This window comes from Mycolicibacterium arcueilense, assembly GCF_058536225.1.
Map to the genome: position 1 here is coordinate 278,137 of NZ_JBZTYL010000026.1, position 16,712 is coordinate 294,848.

The following is a 16,712-nucleotide window of genomic DNA, read 5'->3' on the forward strand; positions in this document are numbered from 1 at the left end:
ACTTGTGGCAATGAGTACCGTGGCGCTCGAGCTGGTGCCACCCAATCTCGATCGCGGAGAGAGCACTGCCGTGGCGGAAGCCCAGAAGGTGGCACGGCTTTCCGTGGAATGCGGCATCGGCGAACGTCTCGGGCACGTCATGATCCCGGCGATGATCGCCGAGGATGGCGACCGTCCCATAGAGATGAAGCCGAAGATGGACGTTCTCCCTTACTGGTCCATCCTGAAACCCGAACTGCCGGGCGTGCGTGGGTTGTGCACTCAGGTCACCTCGTTCTCCGACGAGACATCCTTGCGCCAACGGCTGACCGGCCTCGGAGAGTCCGGATTCGACGGGGTCATCTTTGTCGGCGTGCCGCGCACCATGAGCGATGGGGACGGTGCGGGTGTAGCACCCACCGATGCCCTTGCGAAGTTCGACGGCCTGGTGGCCAACCGCGGAGTGATCCTGATCCCGACCCGCGCAGACGAACAGAGCCGGTTCTCCGTCAAATGCGACAAGGGCGCCACGTTCGCCATGACCCAACTGTTGTATTCCGACGCGGTGGTCGACTTTCTGGGTGAGTTCGCCCGGGAAACTGATCACCGACCAGAGGTTCTGCTGTCGTTCGGTTTCGTGCCGAAGGTGGAGACGAGGGTCGGACTCATCGACTGGCTCATCCAGGACCCGGGTAACGAAACCGCCGCGCGTGAACAGGCCTTCGTCAAATCGCTGGCCGCCAGTGAGCCCGCCGTCAAGCGGCGGCAACTGGTCGACCTCTACAAGAAAGTCATCGATGGAGTGGGCAGCCTCGGATACCCGCTGAGCCTGCATTTCGAAGCACCGTACGGTGTTTCGAAACCTGCCTTCGAGACGTTCGCCGAGATGTTGGCCTATTGGTCACCGGATCAGGTGCCCTGATCGGATCGCGATGAACGACCGTCTCCGTGGCCTGGTGCCGGTACGGTCCAATCCCACTCAGATGCGGGTGATGGGTGTCCTGAATGCCACCCCCGATTCCTTTTGGGCTGACAGTAGATTCGACGTCACTGCGCTGGCAGTCGTGGCGGGACAACGCATGTTCGAGGGCGGGGCGTGGGCGGTGGACGTCGGTGGCGAATCCACGCGACCGGGTGCCGTGCCGGTATCGGTAGACCAGGAAATGGATCGCGTGCTCCCCGTTGTCGCCGGTCTGGCGCACCTGGGCACGGTGTCAGTGGACACCCGCAACCGGGAGGTGGCCGAGGCGGCGGTGCGGGCCGGGGCGGGCATCATCAATGACGTCTCGGGCAAACTCTATGACCTCGCCGGGAGACTCGGCGTCGGGTACGTGAGCATGCACTCGCACACGGTGCCCGTCCTCGCCGGAGTGTTCCCCGAGTATGAGGATGTGGTCAGTGAGGTGGCGAGCCTGGTCACCGGGGTCGCACAAACGGCCACCGCCGGTGGTGCCGGGCCGGTGTGGATCGACCCGGGCATTGGATTCGGGAAATCGACCGAGCATAACCTGGAGTTGCTGCGGCGGCTTCCTGAACTGTGCACCCACGGATTTCCGGTGCTGCTCGGTGTCAGCCGAAAATCATTCATCGGGCACGTCACCGGCCGCGAAGTCGATCATCGGCTGGCCGGCTCGCTGGCCGTGGTCGCACCCGCCTGGGCCGCCGGCGTCGATGTCATCCGGGTTCACGACGTCGTCGAGACACTGGACACCATCATGATGCTGCAGGCGATCTGGGGCTGACCGCCGCCACCGACCGGGCCCGTAACGATTGTTTTCTGGACTTCGGCTGTGTTCGGTTCCGGCAGGTGTTGCGCAGACTTGGCTGTGATGAGCCCGGCGATGAGGAAAGCCGACCACAACCACCCCGGCCACGTCGCACCACTGTTCGCCGTGGTGGTCAGACCGCGTCGCAGCGGCCCGAATCGTCAGCGTCAGATTACTCGCCGTGTGTGGAGGCGGTGCAGCGGTTGCTGAGAGTGCGAAAAATGCTGTTGCTCGGCACTTTTGAAGTTCGCGTCAAATATTGACGGCCGTTTCAGGCGGCCGATGAGCGGGTGCACGCTCCGAAAAGGGGAGCCCCCATCATAGGAAATTCATTGGTTAGGCTCCCCTCGCTGATCGAAGGAGGCTGCGGGTTGGAGCGCGGCGCCCCACTGACGTGGCGCCCCCGACCTGCGCCCGAGACAGGGGGATGGGCTTTGACGTGTGATGAAGTGCTGCAGCACAGCGCAACTGGTATTTCATTGACTCGGCCACGGCGAACGGCGTGACTAACGCGTCGCGGCTGGATGACTACCCGGTGCTGCCAAGGGAACTCAAGAATGTTTCCGAGGCGGTGCGGCGTACCCCGGGTCCTCCGATTCCACAACTGATGCGGCCGAGCAAGATTCGGGTGGCCACCAACCAGGATGCCGTGATGATCACTGAGTGGATGAATCGCCCGCATCTGGCCAAGGCTTGGGAGTATGACTGGCCGGTCGAGCGTTGGCGTAGGCATCTGAAAGCTCAGGTGGACGGCAACTACTCGCTGCCACTGGTCTTGAGCATCGGTGGGATAGATCGCGGTTACCTTGAAATCTACCGCGCCGCCAAGGATTCCATTGCCGACCGATATGACAGTGAACCGCACGATCTCGGCCTGCACGGGGCGATAGCCGACGAAGAGCTGGTCAACCGAGGCCTCGGCCCGATGTTGCTGCCCAAGATCGTCGCGAGTGTTCTGGCCGCCGATCCCGGTTGTGAGCGGATCATGTTCGACCCAGACCACCGCAACACCACCGTGCGTGGGTTGTGTGAGTTCGCCGGTTGTCGGTTTCTCGGTGAACACGAGATGTCCAACCGCAGGATGGCGCTCTACCAACTCGACCGGGACACCGCCCGGAAATGGATGCCCTGAGCCCCCTTCCTCGACCCGGCTGACGACGGCCGGTTCGATCCAACAAAAGAAGCAAACGAAAGGTGAGGCTGGGTCCCGCCGACCAGCCGGATATTCACATATGACCGCTACCGATTCATCCACATCGCCCGCTGTATCTGACGGGCTGGTCTCGATTCTGCGTGACGATCTCGAACTTCCATGTCAATCACTCAGTGCCAGTACGCGTCTCGTCGATGACCTCGGCATGGATTCGGTTTCTTTCGCAGTGGGGCTGGTGACCATCGAGGAGAAGTTCGGTGTGCAGCTCAGCGAGGAGGACCTCATCACCTGCAGCACCGTGGGCGATCTGCAGTCGGTTATCGACCAGAGGAGTGCAGTATGAACCCGCTCGCAGGTGCTCTGCGGGAGGCGATGGTCGGCTCTCCGCACGATCTGGTGGTCCTGGATCGCGACACCGATACCTGGCAGCGCCGCCCCTGGCCCGAAGTACACGGGCTCGCCGAGCACATTGCGGCCTACCTGTTGGGCCGTGACCAGCCGGGCGCGGTCGGTCTGGTGGGCGAACCGACGGTGGAATTGATTGCCGCCATTCAAGGCTCGTGGCTGGCGGGTTCGGGTGTGTCGCTGCTGCCCCGGCCCCAGCGTGGTGCCGAACCATCCGAGTGGGCGCGTGCAACGATGTCCCGGTTCAGCAGCATCGGCGTGACGACGGTGTTCAGCTACGGCACCACCCTGCAGCTGTTGCGGGATGCGGGCTCACCACTGACCGTGTGCGATGTCGCAGAAGCCGCACGGACATCGACATCGACACAGCTTCGGTATCCCGATAACGCGGATGTGGCGATCCTGCAGGGCACAGCCGGGTCCACCGGGACGCCGCGGACTGCGGTGCTGGCACCCGAGGCGGTACTCAACAACATTTTGGCTGTCACACAGCGATTGTCATTGAGCCGCAACGATGTCGGCTGCTCCTGGCTGCCGGTCTATCACGACATGGGCCTGGCGATGGTTCTGGCGTCGACGATGTCGGGTATGCCGCTGTGGCTGGCGCCCACGGGCGCCTTCTCGGCTGCGCCACTGCGGTGGGCAGAATGGCTGTCCGAATCGTCGGCGACGTTCACTGCCGGGCCGAACTTCGGCTACTCGGTGCTCGGCCGTTTCGCCAACCGTGTCTCCGATGTCGACCTCGGCGCGGTGCGCATCGCGATCAACGGTGGTGAGCCCGTCGACTGTGCCGGTGTCGATCGGTTTGCCGTCGGAATGAGCAGATTCGGATTCGACGCGCGAGCCATGGCGCCCGCGTACGGGATGGCCGAGGCAACCTGTGCGGTGACCATTCCCACGCCCGGAGAAGGCCTGCGGATCAGTGCCCCCGTGGCCCAAGGCACTTCTGCCACCGGCCGGCGCTACGCCTTGCTGGGACGCCCGGTGCCGGGCATGGAGATCCGCATCGTCCCGTCTGCGCACGATGAGTCCGGCGCATCGGGTGAGGTGGAGATCCGTGGTTCGTCGATGATGGCGTCCTACCTGGGGAACGCTCCGGTCGATGCCGGGAGCAGTGGCCGGTGGTTCCCGACCGGCGACATCGGCTATCTCGTAGACGGCGCATTGGTCATCTGTGGGCGCTCCAAGGAGGTCATCACGATCGCCGGACGCAACATTTTCCCGACCGAGATCGAACAAGTCGTCGGCGAGGTGGACGGTGTCCGCGAAGGGGCGGTCGTCGCCGTCGGCACGGAATCCGGCGCCGCGCAATCGCGTCTGCTGGTGGCAGCGGAGTTCATCGGGACCGAACAGGACACCACTCGCAGTGCCGTGATCCGCCGCGTGGTGTCCGTGTGTGGTGTCACGCCCGCCGATGTGGTGTTGATGTCACCGGGGTCGTTGCCCCGCACCTCGTCGGGAAAACTGCGTCGACTCGAAGTCCGTCGTCAACTGGAGGCCACGCGGTAGTGCCCGCCGGATGCGATGAGTTCTACCCTGTTCTCGAGTCCAATCAGCATCCATTGTTGACTGAACGGGAGAGAACGCGTGGCCCAGCTGCTCAAAGTCCAGAACTTCAACGTCTCCGGCGACGGGTTCGGCGCCGGCGAGAACCAGAGTTTCGAGCGACCGTTCGGTCATGCCGAGCCGGGCGAGATGTTCGCCTGGGCCGGTGCAACGGCAAGCTGGCCCAACCGGACGGAGCCGGGCGGGAGTCGCGGTCTCGACGACTACCTCACCCGGGACTTCCACCACAACATCGGTGCCGAGATCATGGGCCGCAACAAGTTCAGTCCGTACCGCGGCCCGTGGGAGGATCACACCGACTGGCAGGGCTGGTGGGGCGAGGAGCCGCCGTTTCACACGCCGGTGTTTGTCATGACTCATCATGAGCGGCCGTCGTTGACCTTGTCCGACACCACGTTCCACTTCGTCAACGCCGATCCGGCGACGGTTCTGGAGCAGGCGCGGACTGCCGCTCAGGGCAAGGACGTCCGGTTGGGTGGGGGAGCGAGCACCATCCGCGAGTTCCTCGACGCCGACCTGGTCGACGCCCTGCATGTGGCAGTGGCCCCGACTGAGTTGGGCAGCGGGTCTCGGCTCTGGGAATCGCCCGATGAGCTGGACGACCGCTATCACCACGATGTGGTCCCCAGCCCCGGTGGCGCGGTCACCCATCATCTGTTCTGGCGGAGGTGACCGCTCAGCCAAGCAGGTAGTCCGACGCGCGCTCGGACACTGTCATGCCATGGCCGGACACCGAACTGTCGACATGCAGGTGTCCGTCCGTGGCCGCCGGAACGCCGTCGAACAAGATCTTGTCCAGTCGGACATGGTCGATGAAGTATTCGATGTGGCGTACATGCGCGATGCCGACGGCGACCGGCAGATGCAGCGCGGGAGCGCAGTGTGCGGATACCTGAAGATTGTGCGCCGCCGCCACGGACGCGGCCGCCAACCACCCGGTGTAACCGCCGCATCGCGTGACATCCAGTTGCAGGCAGTCGACGGCCGGGGCCAGTCGCCGGGCGTCGTAACGATCTGAGATGTATTCGCCTGCCGCGACATCGCAGCGCAGCGTGTGGCGCAACAGACCGAGTGAATCGGTGTCATCGCTGCTGACCGGCTCCTCGAACCAGGTGACACCGAGATCGTCCAACCGGTGGCCGATCCGCCGGGCCTGAGCCGGTGTGTAGGCGCCGTTGGCATCCACCATGAGCTCCACACCGGCGCCGGCAAGATTCCGGAGGTCTTCGATGCGGGACAGGTCGCGGGCGGCGTCAGCGCCCCAGTCCTGGCCGATCTTGATCTTCATCGCGGTGCATCCGGCAGCCTGCCATTGTTCGATCTGTTTGCCGAGCTGGTCGTGGTCGAGGTTGGTGAATCCACCGGACCCGTAGACGGGCACGGCGGAACGCACCCCGCCCATCAGGTTGCTCAGCGACCGGCCGTAGAGCCGGGCCTTGAGGTCCCACAGCGCGATGTCGACGGCACTGAGCGCCTGCATGACCAGACCACGCGTGCCGTAGTTGCGGCACGCTCGGTGCATGGCGCCCCAGACGGCAGCAATGTCGTCGGGACGCTGCCCGAGCACGATGTCGCGAAGGTGGTGCGCGATGACAGTGGCAGCGGCAGGAGAACTGTAGGTCCAACCGGTTCCGGTGGCGCCCGCGGCGCCGGCGTGCACGACGACCGCGCAGGTGGCGTCCCAAGTCAGGGTCCCATCTGACTCCGGGCCGGGCGTGGGGACGCTGTAGGTGGTGACATCGAGGCGGGTGATCGAAGTGGAATTCATTGGTGTGCCGACCTTTTACGGAAGCAGGTTCAGGTTCGCGCGGCGTGTCCGGCCATGAGGTCAGCCGCGCGGGCGGCCAGCGCCATGATGGTCAAGGCGGGGTTTGCCGCGCCTTGGGTGGGCATCACACTGCCGTCCACCACGTAGAGCCGGTTCACACCGAAGACCCTGTGGTCACTGTCGATCACACCGTCCTCGGGCCGGGTTGCCATCCGCGCACCGCCCACCAGGTGGGCATAGCGTTCGATGGCGATCACTTCCTCTGCGCCGGCGGCACGCAGCATGTTGGACATCACCTCGGTAGCAGCGGCGATGAGTGACTTGTCGTTGTCGCACTGGCTGTAGCTGAAATGCGCCACCGGCAGTCCGTGGCGGTCCTTCTCGTCTGACAGAGTCACCCGATTGTCCGGCTGGGGGAGCAGTTCGCACAGGGCGCCCAAGGTCGCCCAGTGGATGTAGTCACGCATGTACTCGCGCAGCGTCTTTCCCCAGTGTCCCTGGGCTGCAACATGTTCAGACCAGGTGATCGGCAGGGGGCTGACGTTCTGGACAGAGAACCCGCGTCGGTACGGCTTCGTCGGATCGGTTTCGTAGAATTGTTCGGTGCTGGCTTCCGGCGGCGGTGCCTTGTACATCCGGATCTCGTCGTCGAAGCGCCCGGCCACCTGTGGGGCTCCCTGCACCATGACGTTCCGCCCGAGCTGGTCGTTCTCATTGCCGAGTCCTTCGGGATAGCTGTCGGTGGCCGAAAGCATCAGCAGTCGAGGGGTTTCGATGGCGTACCCTGCGACCACGACAGCGTGCGCACGTTGCCGGTGCAGGGTTCCGTCGTGCAGGTACTCGACGCCGGTGGCCCGTCTCTGCCGGTCGTCCACCAGGACTCGGGTGACATGGCTGTCGGGCCGGACTTCGGCCCCGTGGGCCAGGGCATCGGGGATGTGGGTGATCAACGGACTGGCCTTGGCATTGACCTTGCAGCCCTGGATGCAGAAGCCGCGGTAGATACAGTGCGGTCGGTTACCGAAGCGCCCGTTGGGAATCGCCACGGGCCCGACCCGCATCTCGATTCCGAGGCTGCGCGCTCCGCGGAGGGCCACCAGTCCATTGCCGCTCACCGGGTGCGGGCTGTGCGGGTACGCGTGGGGGTCACCCCACGGCCAGTCCTGTCCCGCGACCGGAAGTTCGGCCTCGATCTGCTCGTAGTAGCCACGGAGATCCCCGTAGCCGATCGGCCAGTCTGCACCGACCCCGTCAAGACTGTGGGTGCGGAAGTCAGACGGATGGAAGCGGGGCGTGTAGCCGGCGTAGTGCACCATCGAACCGCCCACGCCGCGTCCAGAATTGTTTGAGCCCAAGGGAACCGGATTCGCGCCGCCGATCTGGCGCGGGTCTGTCCAGTACAGCCCGTGGGATCCTCGTTCGTCACTGACCCAGTCCGTATCGGGGTTCCAGAATGGGCCGGCGTCGATCAGTACCACGGTCCAGCCGGCCCGCGCCAGCCGTTGGCCCAGAGTCGCGCCCCCGGCGCCGGCGCCGACGATCACCACGTCGACCTCGTCGTCGGTGCCGTAGCGGCGCATATCGGCTCGCAGCCGGTGATTGGTGCGGGACCCGTCGTTGGGGATGAGCCAAGCTGAGGCATTGCGGCGGCGGACCTCGCTCAGGCTATCCATCTGAGCTCCGGTCGGGCAGATCGTCGTCGAGGCGGCGGGCACGCTCGACGCGGCCGGCGAACGGAACCGGGTCGGCTGGGTGGTGATCATCCACCTCGAATCGTTCGCGGGCGTTGATGCCGGGATTGAGATATCCGCGCGGGTAGGCCGGACCGGGGAAGCCGATCTCGTTCCAGGCCCATGGATGCGAGTAGAACGCGGTGCAGGCGAAGCGAGTCCACAGACTCCAGATATGGGACGCCGATGTTTTGTGCCACCGATCACCGCGCGCGGCCAGGTCTTGGACATCCTGCAGCAGCCGGGCCTGACGGTGACGGTCCAGTTCGGCGAAACCCGCCCCGTAGTGCCCGCAGGCGTCGGCATCCAGACAGGCCAGACTGTCCCGCCAGGCCTGCCCGTCCTCAGGCATGTCGTCGTAGTGCCAACCGTCGGTTTCGTCGGTGGCCAACCGGGCGTCGATCATGGCCAGCACCGGGACGCGTGGTCCGTCGTCCTGGGCCAGCAGCAGGTCCAGCATCGGTTTGGCCACCGCGACCTCGGCCGGGGTGAAGAAGGCCAGGTCCGCGGGCAGCGCCAGCCGGGACAGCACCGCACCGGCCGTCACCTGATCCCAGTCGTCGGCTCGGGCCAACACGTCGAAGTCGGCGAACCTGCCGCGGCCTTGAGGTGTGATGCCGTGGCGGTCCGGAGTGCGAAACCGCATGGGCCTCAACCCCCGTCGCCCGGGATCTGCTCACGACGCAGCACCGCGGCCAGTAGTCCCATACCACCCACCAGCGACGCCAACAGGGGAGCGAACGTCGGAGGACCGGATTCCAGGTTGTAACGCGTCACGCCGCCTGGGCGCTGCCGGACTCCCCGCAGATGCAGATACGTCCCCTGCAGACCGTTGGCGACGATCAGGGCGCTGGCGGCGGGAAGCACGGTGTGCGCGGCGCGGGCGGAGAAGAACGACGCCACCCCGGCCGGCACGGCGGTCGGCACGATGAACACCGGCCAGTACATCATCCGGTTGCCGAAACTCGCCGCATCGTGAGACAGGTAGATCTCGGCGGTGGTGATGGCAGCGCCTGCGGCGGTGAGCACCGACAACGTGCGCTCGAAGCGGCCGGTCCGAACCGCCCGCAGGGCGGCCGCGACGGGGTTCATGACCGGTCCCGCTTCTCATGCGGAAGGTACTGCTGCAGTTTCTGCTTGACGCCCTGCTTGATGAAACCCTTGGCATCTTCGTCGCCGCCGATGACCGCCTCGACCAGGGACTTGGCCTGGTCATAGGTGGCGTGCGGCGGGATCGGTGGCACGTCGGGATCGCACCGCACGTCGAGCACGGTGGGGCGATCGGCGCCGAGGGCCTGGTCCCAGGCTCCTCCGAGGGCGTCGGGATCGTCGATGTTGGTGCCGTGCAGTCCGAGGCTGCGGGCGAAGGCGGCGTAGTCCACGTCCGGAAGATCCTGCGATTGCGGGAACTTGGGGGAGTTCTGCATGGCCCGCATCTCCCAGGTGACCTGGTTGAGATCGTTGTTGTGCAGCACTGCGATGACCAAGCGGGGATCTGCCCACTGGTGCCAGTACTTGGCGATGGTGATCAGCTCGGCCATACCGTTCATCTGCATGGCTCCGTCGCCGACGAACGCGATGGAAGGCCGCTCGGGGTGGGCCCACTTCGCACCGATGGCATAGGGCACCCCCGGCCCCATGGTGGCCAGCGTGCCCGAGAGCGAACCGCGAACTCCGGCCGGGAATTTGACGTGCCGGGCATACCAGTTCGCCGCCGAACCGGAATCCGCCGTGACGATGGCATCGGAAGGAATGCGCTGGGAGAACTCCCAGAAGATCCGCATGGGGTTGACCGGGTCGGCACTCGTCATCGCGGTACGTTGCACCGTGGTCCACCAGCTGGAGACGTGGTCCTCGATGCGCTCGCGCCATGAGCGGTCGGATTGGCGGCGCAGCAACGGGATCAAGGCCTGCAGTGTTGCCTTGGCGTCGCCGACGAGGTTGAGTTCGTAGGGATAGCGCATGCCGATCCATGCACCGGAGCGGTCGATCTGGACCGCGCGCGCCTGGTCCAGATCGGGCAGGAACTGGGTGTAGGGAAAGTTGGATCCCACGGTGAGCAGGGTGTCGCAGTGCGACATCAGATACCAGCTGGCCGTGGTTCCGAGCAGGCCGATGGAGCCTGTGACCCACGGAAGATCGTCAGGAAGAACATCCTTCCCCAACAGTGCTTTTGCGGCGCCCGCGCCCAACAGGTCGGCTACCTCGGCGAGTTCTGCCTCGCAACCCCGTGCGCCCTGACCCACCAACATCGCCGCCTTGCTGCCCGAGTTGAGCAGGTCGGCGGCTTGGCGCACCGCGTCCTCGTCGGGGGTGACTCGCGACGCTGACATGCCCATGCTGGACGGAACTTGCTTGAAGGCATGCGCGGGCGGCTGGTATTCGAGGTCGAACACGTCGGAGGGCACGATGATGCCGGTCGGAGATTTGGCACTGAGGGCGATACGGATGGCACGGTCGATCAGATTCGGCAATTGTTGTGGAACGGTGCACATCTGGATGTAATCACTGCACACGTCCTTGTAGAGGCTGAGCAGATCGATTTCCTGTTGGTAGGAGCCGCCCATGGCGGAGCGCTCGGTCTGCCCCACGATGGCCACTACCGGAACGTGGTCGAGTTTGGCGTCGTACAGACCATTGAGCAGGTGGACGGCGCCCGGGCCGCTGGTCGCGACACACACTCCCACCTGGCCGGAGAATTTGGCGAACCCGACTGCTTCGAATGCGGCCATCTCCTCGTGGCGGGCCTGCACGAACTGCGGCCGGTTCTCCGCGCGTTGCCACGCCGCGAGGAGGCCGTTGATCCCGTCACCTGGATAACCGAAGACCTGCGATACTCCCCACTCGCGCAAGCGGGCCAACAGGACGTCGCCGACTGTGTCAGACATGAGCACTCCTTTGATCGGATTCGTTGAGGTGTCGTAGGTTCCAGCCGGCCGCGGCCATCGCGGCCGCGCCGGCAGCCACCGCCCCGACCGGGCGCACGTGCTGGGTGAGCCACTGCTGCGGTGAGCGTCGGTGCGCCCGGCTGTCGAAAGTTCCGTGCGCGCCGTGGTCGGTTCCGGCCGTATCGTCCAGCGGGGAGAACAGGTTGTCCGGCCGCTGGTCGTCTGCCGGCTCGTCGGTCTGTTGGCTGTCGTAACCCGTTCTGGCCAGGTATCTGTCCAGCAGGGCCGGCATCAGCCGTTGACCCATGATGGTGGCGGCGGTACTGATTCCGGGCCAGTATTCTTTCCGTTTCGGATGGTCGGCCGCGAAAACAATTGCTCTCGCAGCGATTTCGGGCTGATAGATGGGTGGGACCGGCTGTGGCCGGTTGGGAAGCCGCGAGCGAACCCAGGAGAACTGCGGAGTGTTCAAGGCGGGCATCTGTACCACGGTGACGTGAACGTTGCTGTGCTCGTGCAGCAGTTCGGTGCGCAGTGACTCGGTGAAACCGTTGATGCCGTGCTTGGCACCGCAGTATGCCGACTGCAGGGGAATGGACCGAACACTGAGGGCCGAGCCGACTTGGACGATCGTCCCGGCATCGCGGGGACGCATGCGAGCCAGTGCGGCCATGGTCCCGTATACGAATCCGAGGTAGGTGACCTCGGTGACCCGCCGGAACTCCTCGGGGGTGATGGTGGCGAATGGAGCGAAGACCGAACAGAACGCGGAGTTGACCCAGACATCGATGGGCCCGAAAGCGTCCTCGGCTCTGGCCGCGGCCGCTTCGACCTGATCCGGGTCGGACACGTCGGTGACGATGGGAATGGCTTTCCCGCCGGCCTTTTCGATTTCCTCGGCGCCGGCCGTCAGGCCGGCCTCGCCGCGCGCCAGGAGCGCGACGCGGTCGCCGCGAGCCCCGAATGCCCGGGCCGCTGCGCGGCCGACGCCGGCGCTGGCCCCGGTGATCACGACGGTGCGAGGCGATCGAGATGATCTGGTGGACACGGTGACTCCTTTCCGTGGACGGCGGGCTCCTCGGCCAGCCGGAGCGACGTTTCGATGAGCTGTGCGTGGGCGAATGCCTGCGGGATGTTGCCTCGAAGCTGGTGTTCGATCACGTCGTACTCTTCGCAGAGCAGCGCCGGGGGCCCACAGGCCGCGCGGTTGCGTTCGAAGTAGCGTCCGGCGATCACCGCATTGCCCAGCTGGTGGTTGGCCACGGCAGACCAGAAGCCGCACAACACAAATGCACCCTCGGTGGCGGACAATGGACGATCGTCGTGGCGGAACCGGTAGACGAAGCCGTCGTCGGTGAGTTCGGAGGCGATCGCGCGCAGCGTGCCGATGCTGCGCGGGTCGTCCACCGGTATCGCGCCGCGGATCGCGGCGATCAGCAGCGCCGCGTCTACCCGCGGGTCGTCGGGTGCGCGTTGCCAGCGGCCGCTCGGGTGATGGCAGTCCGCACAGCTCGCGAGTATGGCCTCGGCCAGAGATTCGGCCGAGGCGGCTTCGGATCCCCGGACGTACGGCGCGATCGCCCGTAGCCCAGCCACGCACATCAGCCGTGAGTGCGCCCACCGCTGTGTCTCGATCTCCCAGATGCCGGCATCCGGTTCACGCCATCGCGATCCGATGGCGTCGATGGCTGCACTGCCGGCGCGGAGCAACGGGCCGTCGATGTGGCCGTGGCGGGCCGATGCAGCGAACAACAACAGCGCCTCGCCGAAGATGTCCAACTGGAACTGACTGTGGGCTCGGTTTCCGAGAACGTCGGAACCGCCGGGGTATCCGGGCAGCCGCAGCGAGCGTTCGTCGGGGACGGGCCCACCGTTGACGGTGTACACCGGTTTGAGATCCGCGCCGTCGGCGAGCAACTGCCGGGCGACGAAGCCCACCGCATCATCGAGCAGGGGATGCGCGGCATCGACGGCCGCAGCCTGTCCGACGTAGCACTGATCGCGGATCCACACGTAGCGGTAGTCGTAGTTGCGGCCGGCATCGGCGCGTTCGGGCAGGCTCATCGTCGCCGCCGCCACAGTTCCCCCGCCGGGAGGCGTCATGCCTCGCAGCACCGCGTAGGAGTGCCGGGCGTCCCGGGGCGCGATGCTCATGCTCAGCGCGGGAACTTCTGCGCGCCAGTGGGTTTCGGTGCGCGCCCACAGCACGTCGGGGTCAGGGGGCGGACCGGCAGGGCCCGGGACCGACAGTTCCACGACGAGGTCGACGAACGCGCCTTCAGGAACGTGGAGTTCGGCGTTCAGGGAGACCCCGCGATCACGGGACACCGCGGCGTGCGGCAGTCCCGTCAGCCGCATCTGCAACTCTCCGACCATGGCATGCCAGCGGTCCTCGTGGTCGCGGGCGAGGTGCGTCATGGCCCGCTGCCCGAAGCGGGCCGCCGGTGAGAACACCGCCTCGGCACGGGCGTCCCCGCGAACCGCCGTGAGCCTGCGCAGCAGAACCGCTCGCCGCACGTCACCAGGAAAGGCGAGGGCTTCGCGGCACTCGATGATGCTGTCGCGGGTGACCCAGCGGGATCGCCAGATCAGACTGCCTTCCTCGTAATGCCCACCCCAGACGAACTGCTCGCTGGGAGTTATCGCGAAAACGCTTCGTCCGCCGATCAGGGACGCGAACACCGCGTCGTCGTCCCATCCGGGGGCGCACATCCAGCACACGTCGCCACTGGGTCCGATCAGCGCTCCACGGTGCCCGTCGGCCAACAATGCGTACTCCCGCAACACGTGCGGTTCGTAGATTCGCCCGGTCATGGTCGGTATCCAGAGGCGCCGCGTGGAGTGCGGGATGCGTTCCGCTGCGGAACCCAGGCCGGTCCGCCGATGCGGTCTGGTACCAGCCACATTCCGACCGCGACGTGATAGCAGAACAGCAGTGCCCACAGCAGGATGGCGGCGTTGGTGAGGGCCAGCGGGCCGGGCTGGTGGTGGGCGGCCGCGACCGCCGAGATGATCACCAAGAACAACGACGCAGTGGCGAGTGCTGCGGTGAAGTACACGGCAACGCGTCGCCACGCCGATGCGATCGCCGCCGCGACCCCGATGGCGAGCAGGGTCCCGCTCAACGCGGGGGTCAGCGGAAGCCAGGACGGTCCGAGGTAAGTGTCGACCAGTCCGGCGATTCCGATGGCGATCGCAGGTACGGCCTCACTGCGCAACATCCACCGCGCCTGACGCCAGTGCGGCGGATTCAGGCTCACCCGGCGCAGCCGTCCCACGTCGGCTGTTGCACTGCGACGATCTCGAGACATTGCCCTCCGCTTCGAGTACTGGGTGGGGGATAGGGCAAGGGTTTCCATTGCCGCGGTGGTCCAAACCGGCAAGTTATGCGACCCGCATAATTTGCGAACTGCAAGTAAGCTGTGCGAATAGTGAAAGCCGACTCCTCGATGACCGACCCCCACGGGGTGGACGACGCCGACGAATACGCCGTGCGGCTCGAACGCGCCACGCGCGGCCTTCTCGCGGTCAACGTCATGGCCCTTGAGCATTTCGAGAAACGCATCGGACTGTCCTCGCTGCGGGCTCTGCAGTCGTTGGGACGGATAGGTCCGTGCCTGGTCAGCGAGCTGGCTCAAGATCTCCAGGTAGCCGTGTCGACGGCAAGCCGTCTCGCCGACCGGCTGGCCGAGGCCGGGCTGATCAGCCGGGGCGTCTCCCCGCAGAACCGCCGGGCCACCCGGCTGGATCTGACCGACGACGGCCGAGCCATCCTGCAGGATCTCGTCGCTCATCGTGTCGCGCTCTTCCGGGACGTGACCGCGGCAATCGGGCGCCGTGAGCGCGACGACCTTCTCCGCGGCGCGACAGTCTTCACCGCGGCGTTCCGCGAACTGGCAGACAGCGACAAGCCGGGCGTGGCCGACCGGGCGTGAGCCTGTTGTGACGCAGGTTTCGGCCGGAGGCGACCGGGTAATGCACTGAGCTGACCGGATACCGAGACGGCTGGAGGGATGCTGCCCATGACGGCGATCACCGCATATCGCGGTCTGCTTCGATCGATCGATCTGCACGTCGAGGACACCGGCGGTGACGGGCGGCCTGTGGTGTTGATCCATGGCTGGCCACTCACCGGGGAGTCCTGGGCTCCACAGGTCGAGGCGCTGGCAGCGGCCGGCTACCGGGTGATCACCTATGACCGCCGAGGTTTCGGTCGCAGCGACACATCGTTGGTGGGATACACCTACGAATCCCTATCGGATGACCTGTCGGTACTGATGGAGGAAATCGACCTGCACGATGCGACACTGGTCGGCTTCTCGATGGGTGGGGGAGAAGTGGCCAGCTATTGCGCCCGCAAAGGCACCGCACGGGTCCGCAGTGCGGTGTTTGCGTCGTCGGTAACTCCCTACATGCTGCATTCTCGCGACAATCCCGCCGGGCCGCTGGGTAAGGCGGAGGCGGCCCAGATGGCAATGTCGTTGACGAAGAACCAGGATGCCTTCTACGACCAGTTGATGACCGACGTCTTCTCGGTCAACGGAGAATTGGTGATCAGCGAGGATCAACGCCGGCACACGCTGGCGATGTGCGGTCAGGCCAACAAGCACGCCGCGCTCGCCTGTCTCACCGCCTTCGGCAATACCGACTTCCGCGAGGACCTGCCTCGAGTCACAGTGCCTAGTCTGGTGATTCACGGAGACGCGGACACGACTGTGCCGTTGGAGGGGTCCGGGCTACGCACCCACGAGGCGTTGCGCGACAGCCGCCTGCACGTCATCGCCGGTGGGCCCCACGGGATCCCGATCAGCCATGCCGGAGAGTTCAACGACGTGCTGCTGGCGTTCCTCGCCGAGGAGTTCGGGGCGCATCGAGGGGCGCACTGAGTCAGTCGCGGCAACGCACGCCGCGCTCGAAGGTGCGGATGACGGCGGGTGCGGCCGCATGCTGCGGCATGAGGCCGTCCTTGGAGTCCTGGCACGCCCACATCACCAGACCGTAGAGCGCGTGTTCGAGCCACTGGGTGCTCGACTCGGGATCGAATACCCCCTCCGCCTGGCCGCGTTCGATCAGGCTGGTGAGATAGCTGTTGTCCGGCACCGCCTCGGGTGGCAGTCCGCGCAGAACGTTCGGGTCGTCGAACAGGAACAGCAGCCGGTTGCCGACCGAGATCATCGCGTTGATGACGCGCCGCATGGCGTCGACCGCGCAGCCATCCTCGGGTGCGGCAGCGGCCACGGCGCTGGTCACGACCTGTACCGAGTCGAGAATCGTCGCGTTGATCAGGCATTCCCGGTCGGGAAAGTAGCGGTGCACCGTGGTGCGGCCGACCCCGGCCGCCTTGGCGATATCAGGCAACGTCGCGGTCCGGTCGTCAGCTAGGACTGCGGCGGCGGCCTCGATGATCGCACCACGGGTGCGCGCCTGGGTGGCCGAGAGCTCGCCTGTGCTCATGCG

The 16,712-nt window shown here is 65.8% G+C and carries 17 protein-coding genes; 8 read left to right on the forward strand and 9 right to left on the reverse strand.

Annotated elements, in window-relative coordinates; all coding sequences use genetic code 11:
- Positions 1–10: 10 nt before the first annotated feature.
- The 6 genes from AC4LGL_RS25510 (at position 11) to AC4LGL_RS25535 (ending at position 5,541) form a co-directional block, all read left to right on the forward strand.
- A complete protein-coding gene (locus AC4LGL_RS25510) occupies positions 11–901 on the forward strand; it encodes a mycobacterial-type methylenetetrahydrofolate reductase (RefSeq protein WP_491841189.1) in 891 nt (296 codons plus the stop codon).
- Positions 902–911: 10 nt separating this feature from the next.
- Positions 912–1,721 carry a dihydropteroate synthase gene (folP, locus tag AC4LGL_RS25515; RefSeq protein WP_491841190.1) on the forward strand — a complete coding sequence of 270 codons (810 nt, stop codon included), beginning with the start codon at positions 912–914 and terminating at the stop codon, positions 1,719–1,721.
- 559 nt (positions 1,722–2,280) lie between these two features.
- Entirely contained in the window at positions 2,281–2,877 is a 597-nt protein-coding gene (locus AC4LGL_RS25520) for a GNAT family N-acetyltransferase (RefSeq protein WP_491841396.1), read from the forward strand.
- Positions 2,801–3,241: an acyl carrier protein gene (locus AC4LGL_RS25525; protein ID WP_491841397.1), complete on the forward strand. Its 441-nt coding sequence runs from the start codon at positions 2,801–2,803 to the stop codon at positions 3,239–3,241. The genes AC4LGL_RS25520 and AC4LGL_RS25525 overlap by 77 nt, the downstream gene beginning before the upstream one ends.
- The gene (mbtM, locus tag AC4LGL_RS25530) at positions 3,238–4,812 is read left to right on the forward strand and encodes a long-chain-fatty acid--ACP ligase MbtM (protein ID WP_491841191.1); all 1,575 of its coding nucleotides are present in this window, start codon (positions 3,238–3,240) and stop codon (positions 4,810–4,812) included. Before AC4LGL_RS25525 ends, mbtM begins: the two co-directional genes overlap by 4 nt.
- Before the next feature lie 78 nt (positions 4,813–4,890).
- A complete protein-coding gene (locus AC4LGL_RS25535; RefSeq protein WP_491841192.1) occupies positions 4,891–5,541 on the forward strand; it encodes a dihydrofolate reductase family protein in 651 nt (216 codons plus the stop codon).
- Positions 5,542–5,545: 4 nt separating this feature from the next.
- Here AC4LGL_RS25535 and AC4LGL_RS25540 read toward each other — a convergent pair whose 3' ends face one another.
- The 8 genes from AC4LGL_RS25540 to AC4LGL_RS25575 all read right to left on the reverse strand — a co-directional run bounded on the left by AC4LGL_RS25540 (position 5,546) and on the right by AC4LGL_RS25575 (position 14,566).
- Entirely contained in the window at positions 5,546–6,637 is a 1,092-nt protein-coding gene (locus tag AC4LGL_RS25540; protein ID WP_491841193.1) for an enolase C-terminal domain-like protein, read from the reverse strand.
- Between the two features lie 29 nt (positions 6,638–6,666).
- The gene (locus tag AC4LGL_RS25545; RefSeq protein WP_491841398.1) at positions 6,667–8,217 is read right to left on the reverse strand and encodes a GMC family oxidoreductase; all 1,551 of its coding nucleotides are present in this window, start codon (positions 8,215–8,217) and stop codon (positions 6,667–6,669) included.
- A gap of 85 nt (positions 8,218–8,302) precedes the next feature.
- The gene (locus AC4LGL_RS25550) at positions 8,303–9,013 is read right to left on the reverse strand and encodes a gluconate 2-dehydrogenase subunit 3 family protein (protein ID WP_491841194.1); all 711 of its coding nucleotides are present in this window, start codon (positions 9,011–9,013) and stop codon (positions 8,303–8,305) included.
- Between the two features lie 5 nt (positions 9,014–9,018).
- Positions 9,019–9,459, reverse strand: a complete 441-nt coding sequence (locus AC4LGL_RS25555) for a hypothetical protein (RefSeq protein ID WP_491841195.1) — start codon at positions 9,457–9,459, stop codon at positions 9,019–9,021.
- Entirely contained in the window at positions 9,456–11,255 is a 1,800-nt protein-coding gene (locus AC4LGL_RS25560) for a thiamine pyrophosphate-requiring protein (protein ID WP_491841196.1), read from the reverse strand. The genes AC4LGL_RS25555 and AC4LGL_RS25560 overlap by 4 nt, the downstream gene beginning before the upstream one ends.
- Positions 11,248–12,303, reverse strand: coding sequence for an SDR family oxidoreductase (locus AC4LGL_RS25565; RefSeq protein WP_491841197.1), 1,056 nt, complete (start codon positions 12,301–12,303; stop codon positions 11,248–11,250). Before AC4LGL_RS25565 ends, AC4LGL_RS25560 begins: the two co-directional genes overlap by 8 nt.
- Entirely contained in the window at positions 12,264–14,069 is a 1,806-nt protein-coding gene (locus AC4LGL_RS25570; RefSeq protein ID WP_491841198.1) for a glycoside hydrolase family 15 protein, read from the reverse strand. Before AC4LGL_RS25570 ends, AC4LGL_RS25565 begins: the two co-directional genes overlap by 40 nt.
- The gene (locus AC4LGL_RS25575; RefSeq protein WP_491841199.1) at positions 14,066–14,566 is read right to left on the reverse strand and encodes a hypothetical protein; all 501 of its coding nucleotides are present in this window, start codon (positions 14,564–14,566) and stop codon (positions 14,066–14,068) included. Before AC4LGL_RS25575 ends, AC4LGL_RS25570 begins: the two co-directional genes overlap by 4 nt.
- A 120-nt stretch (positions 14,567–14,686) precedes the next feature.
- On the opposite strand from AC4LGL_RS25575, the gene AC4LGL_RS25580 reads away from it, so the two are divergent.
- Positions 14,687–15,190 (forward strand): MarR family winged helix-turn-helix transcriptional regulator, encoded by a 504-nt coding sequence (locus tag AC4LGL_RS25580; RefSeq protein ID WP_491841200.1) that lies wholly within the window; start codon positions 14,687–14,689, stop codon positions 15,188–15,190.
- 87 nt (positions 15,191–15,277) lie between these two features.
- Complete coding sequence (locus AC4LGL_RS25585; protein ID WP_491841201.1) at positions 15,278–16,141, forward strand: alpha/beta fold hydrolase; 864 nt, start codon at positions 15,278–15,280, stop codon at positions 16,139–16,141.
- Between the two features lies 1 nt (position 16,142).
- On the opposite strand, the gene AC4LGL_RS25590 is transcribed toward AC4LGL_RS25585, so the two are convergent.
- The gene (locus tag AC4LGL_RS25590; RefSeq protein ID WP_491841202.1) at positions 16,143–16,709 is read right to left on the reverse strand and encodes a TetR/AcrR family transcriptional regulator; all 567 of its coding nucleotides are present in this window, start codon (positions 16,707–16,709) and stop codon (positions 16,143–16,145) included.
- Positions 16,710–16,712: the final 3 nt, after the last annotated feature.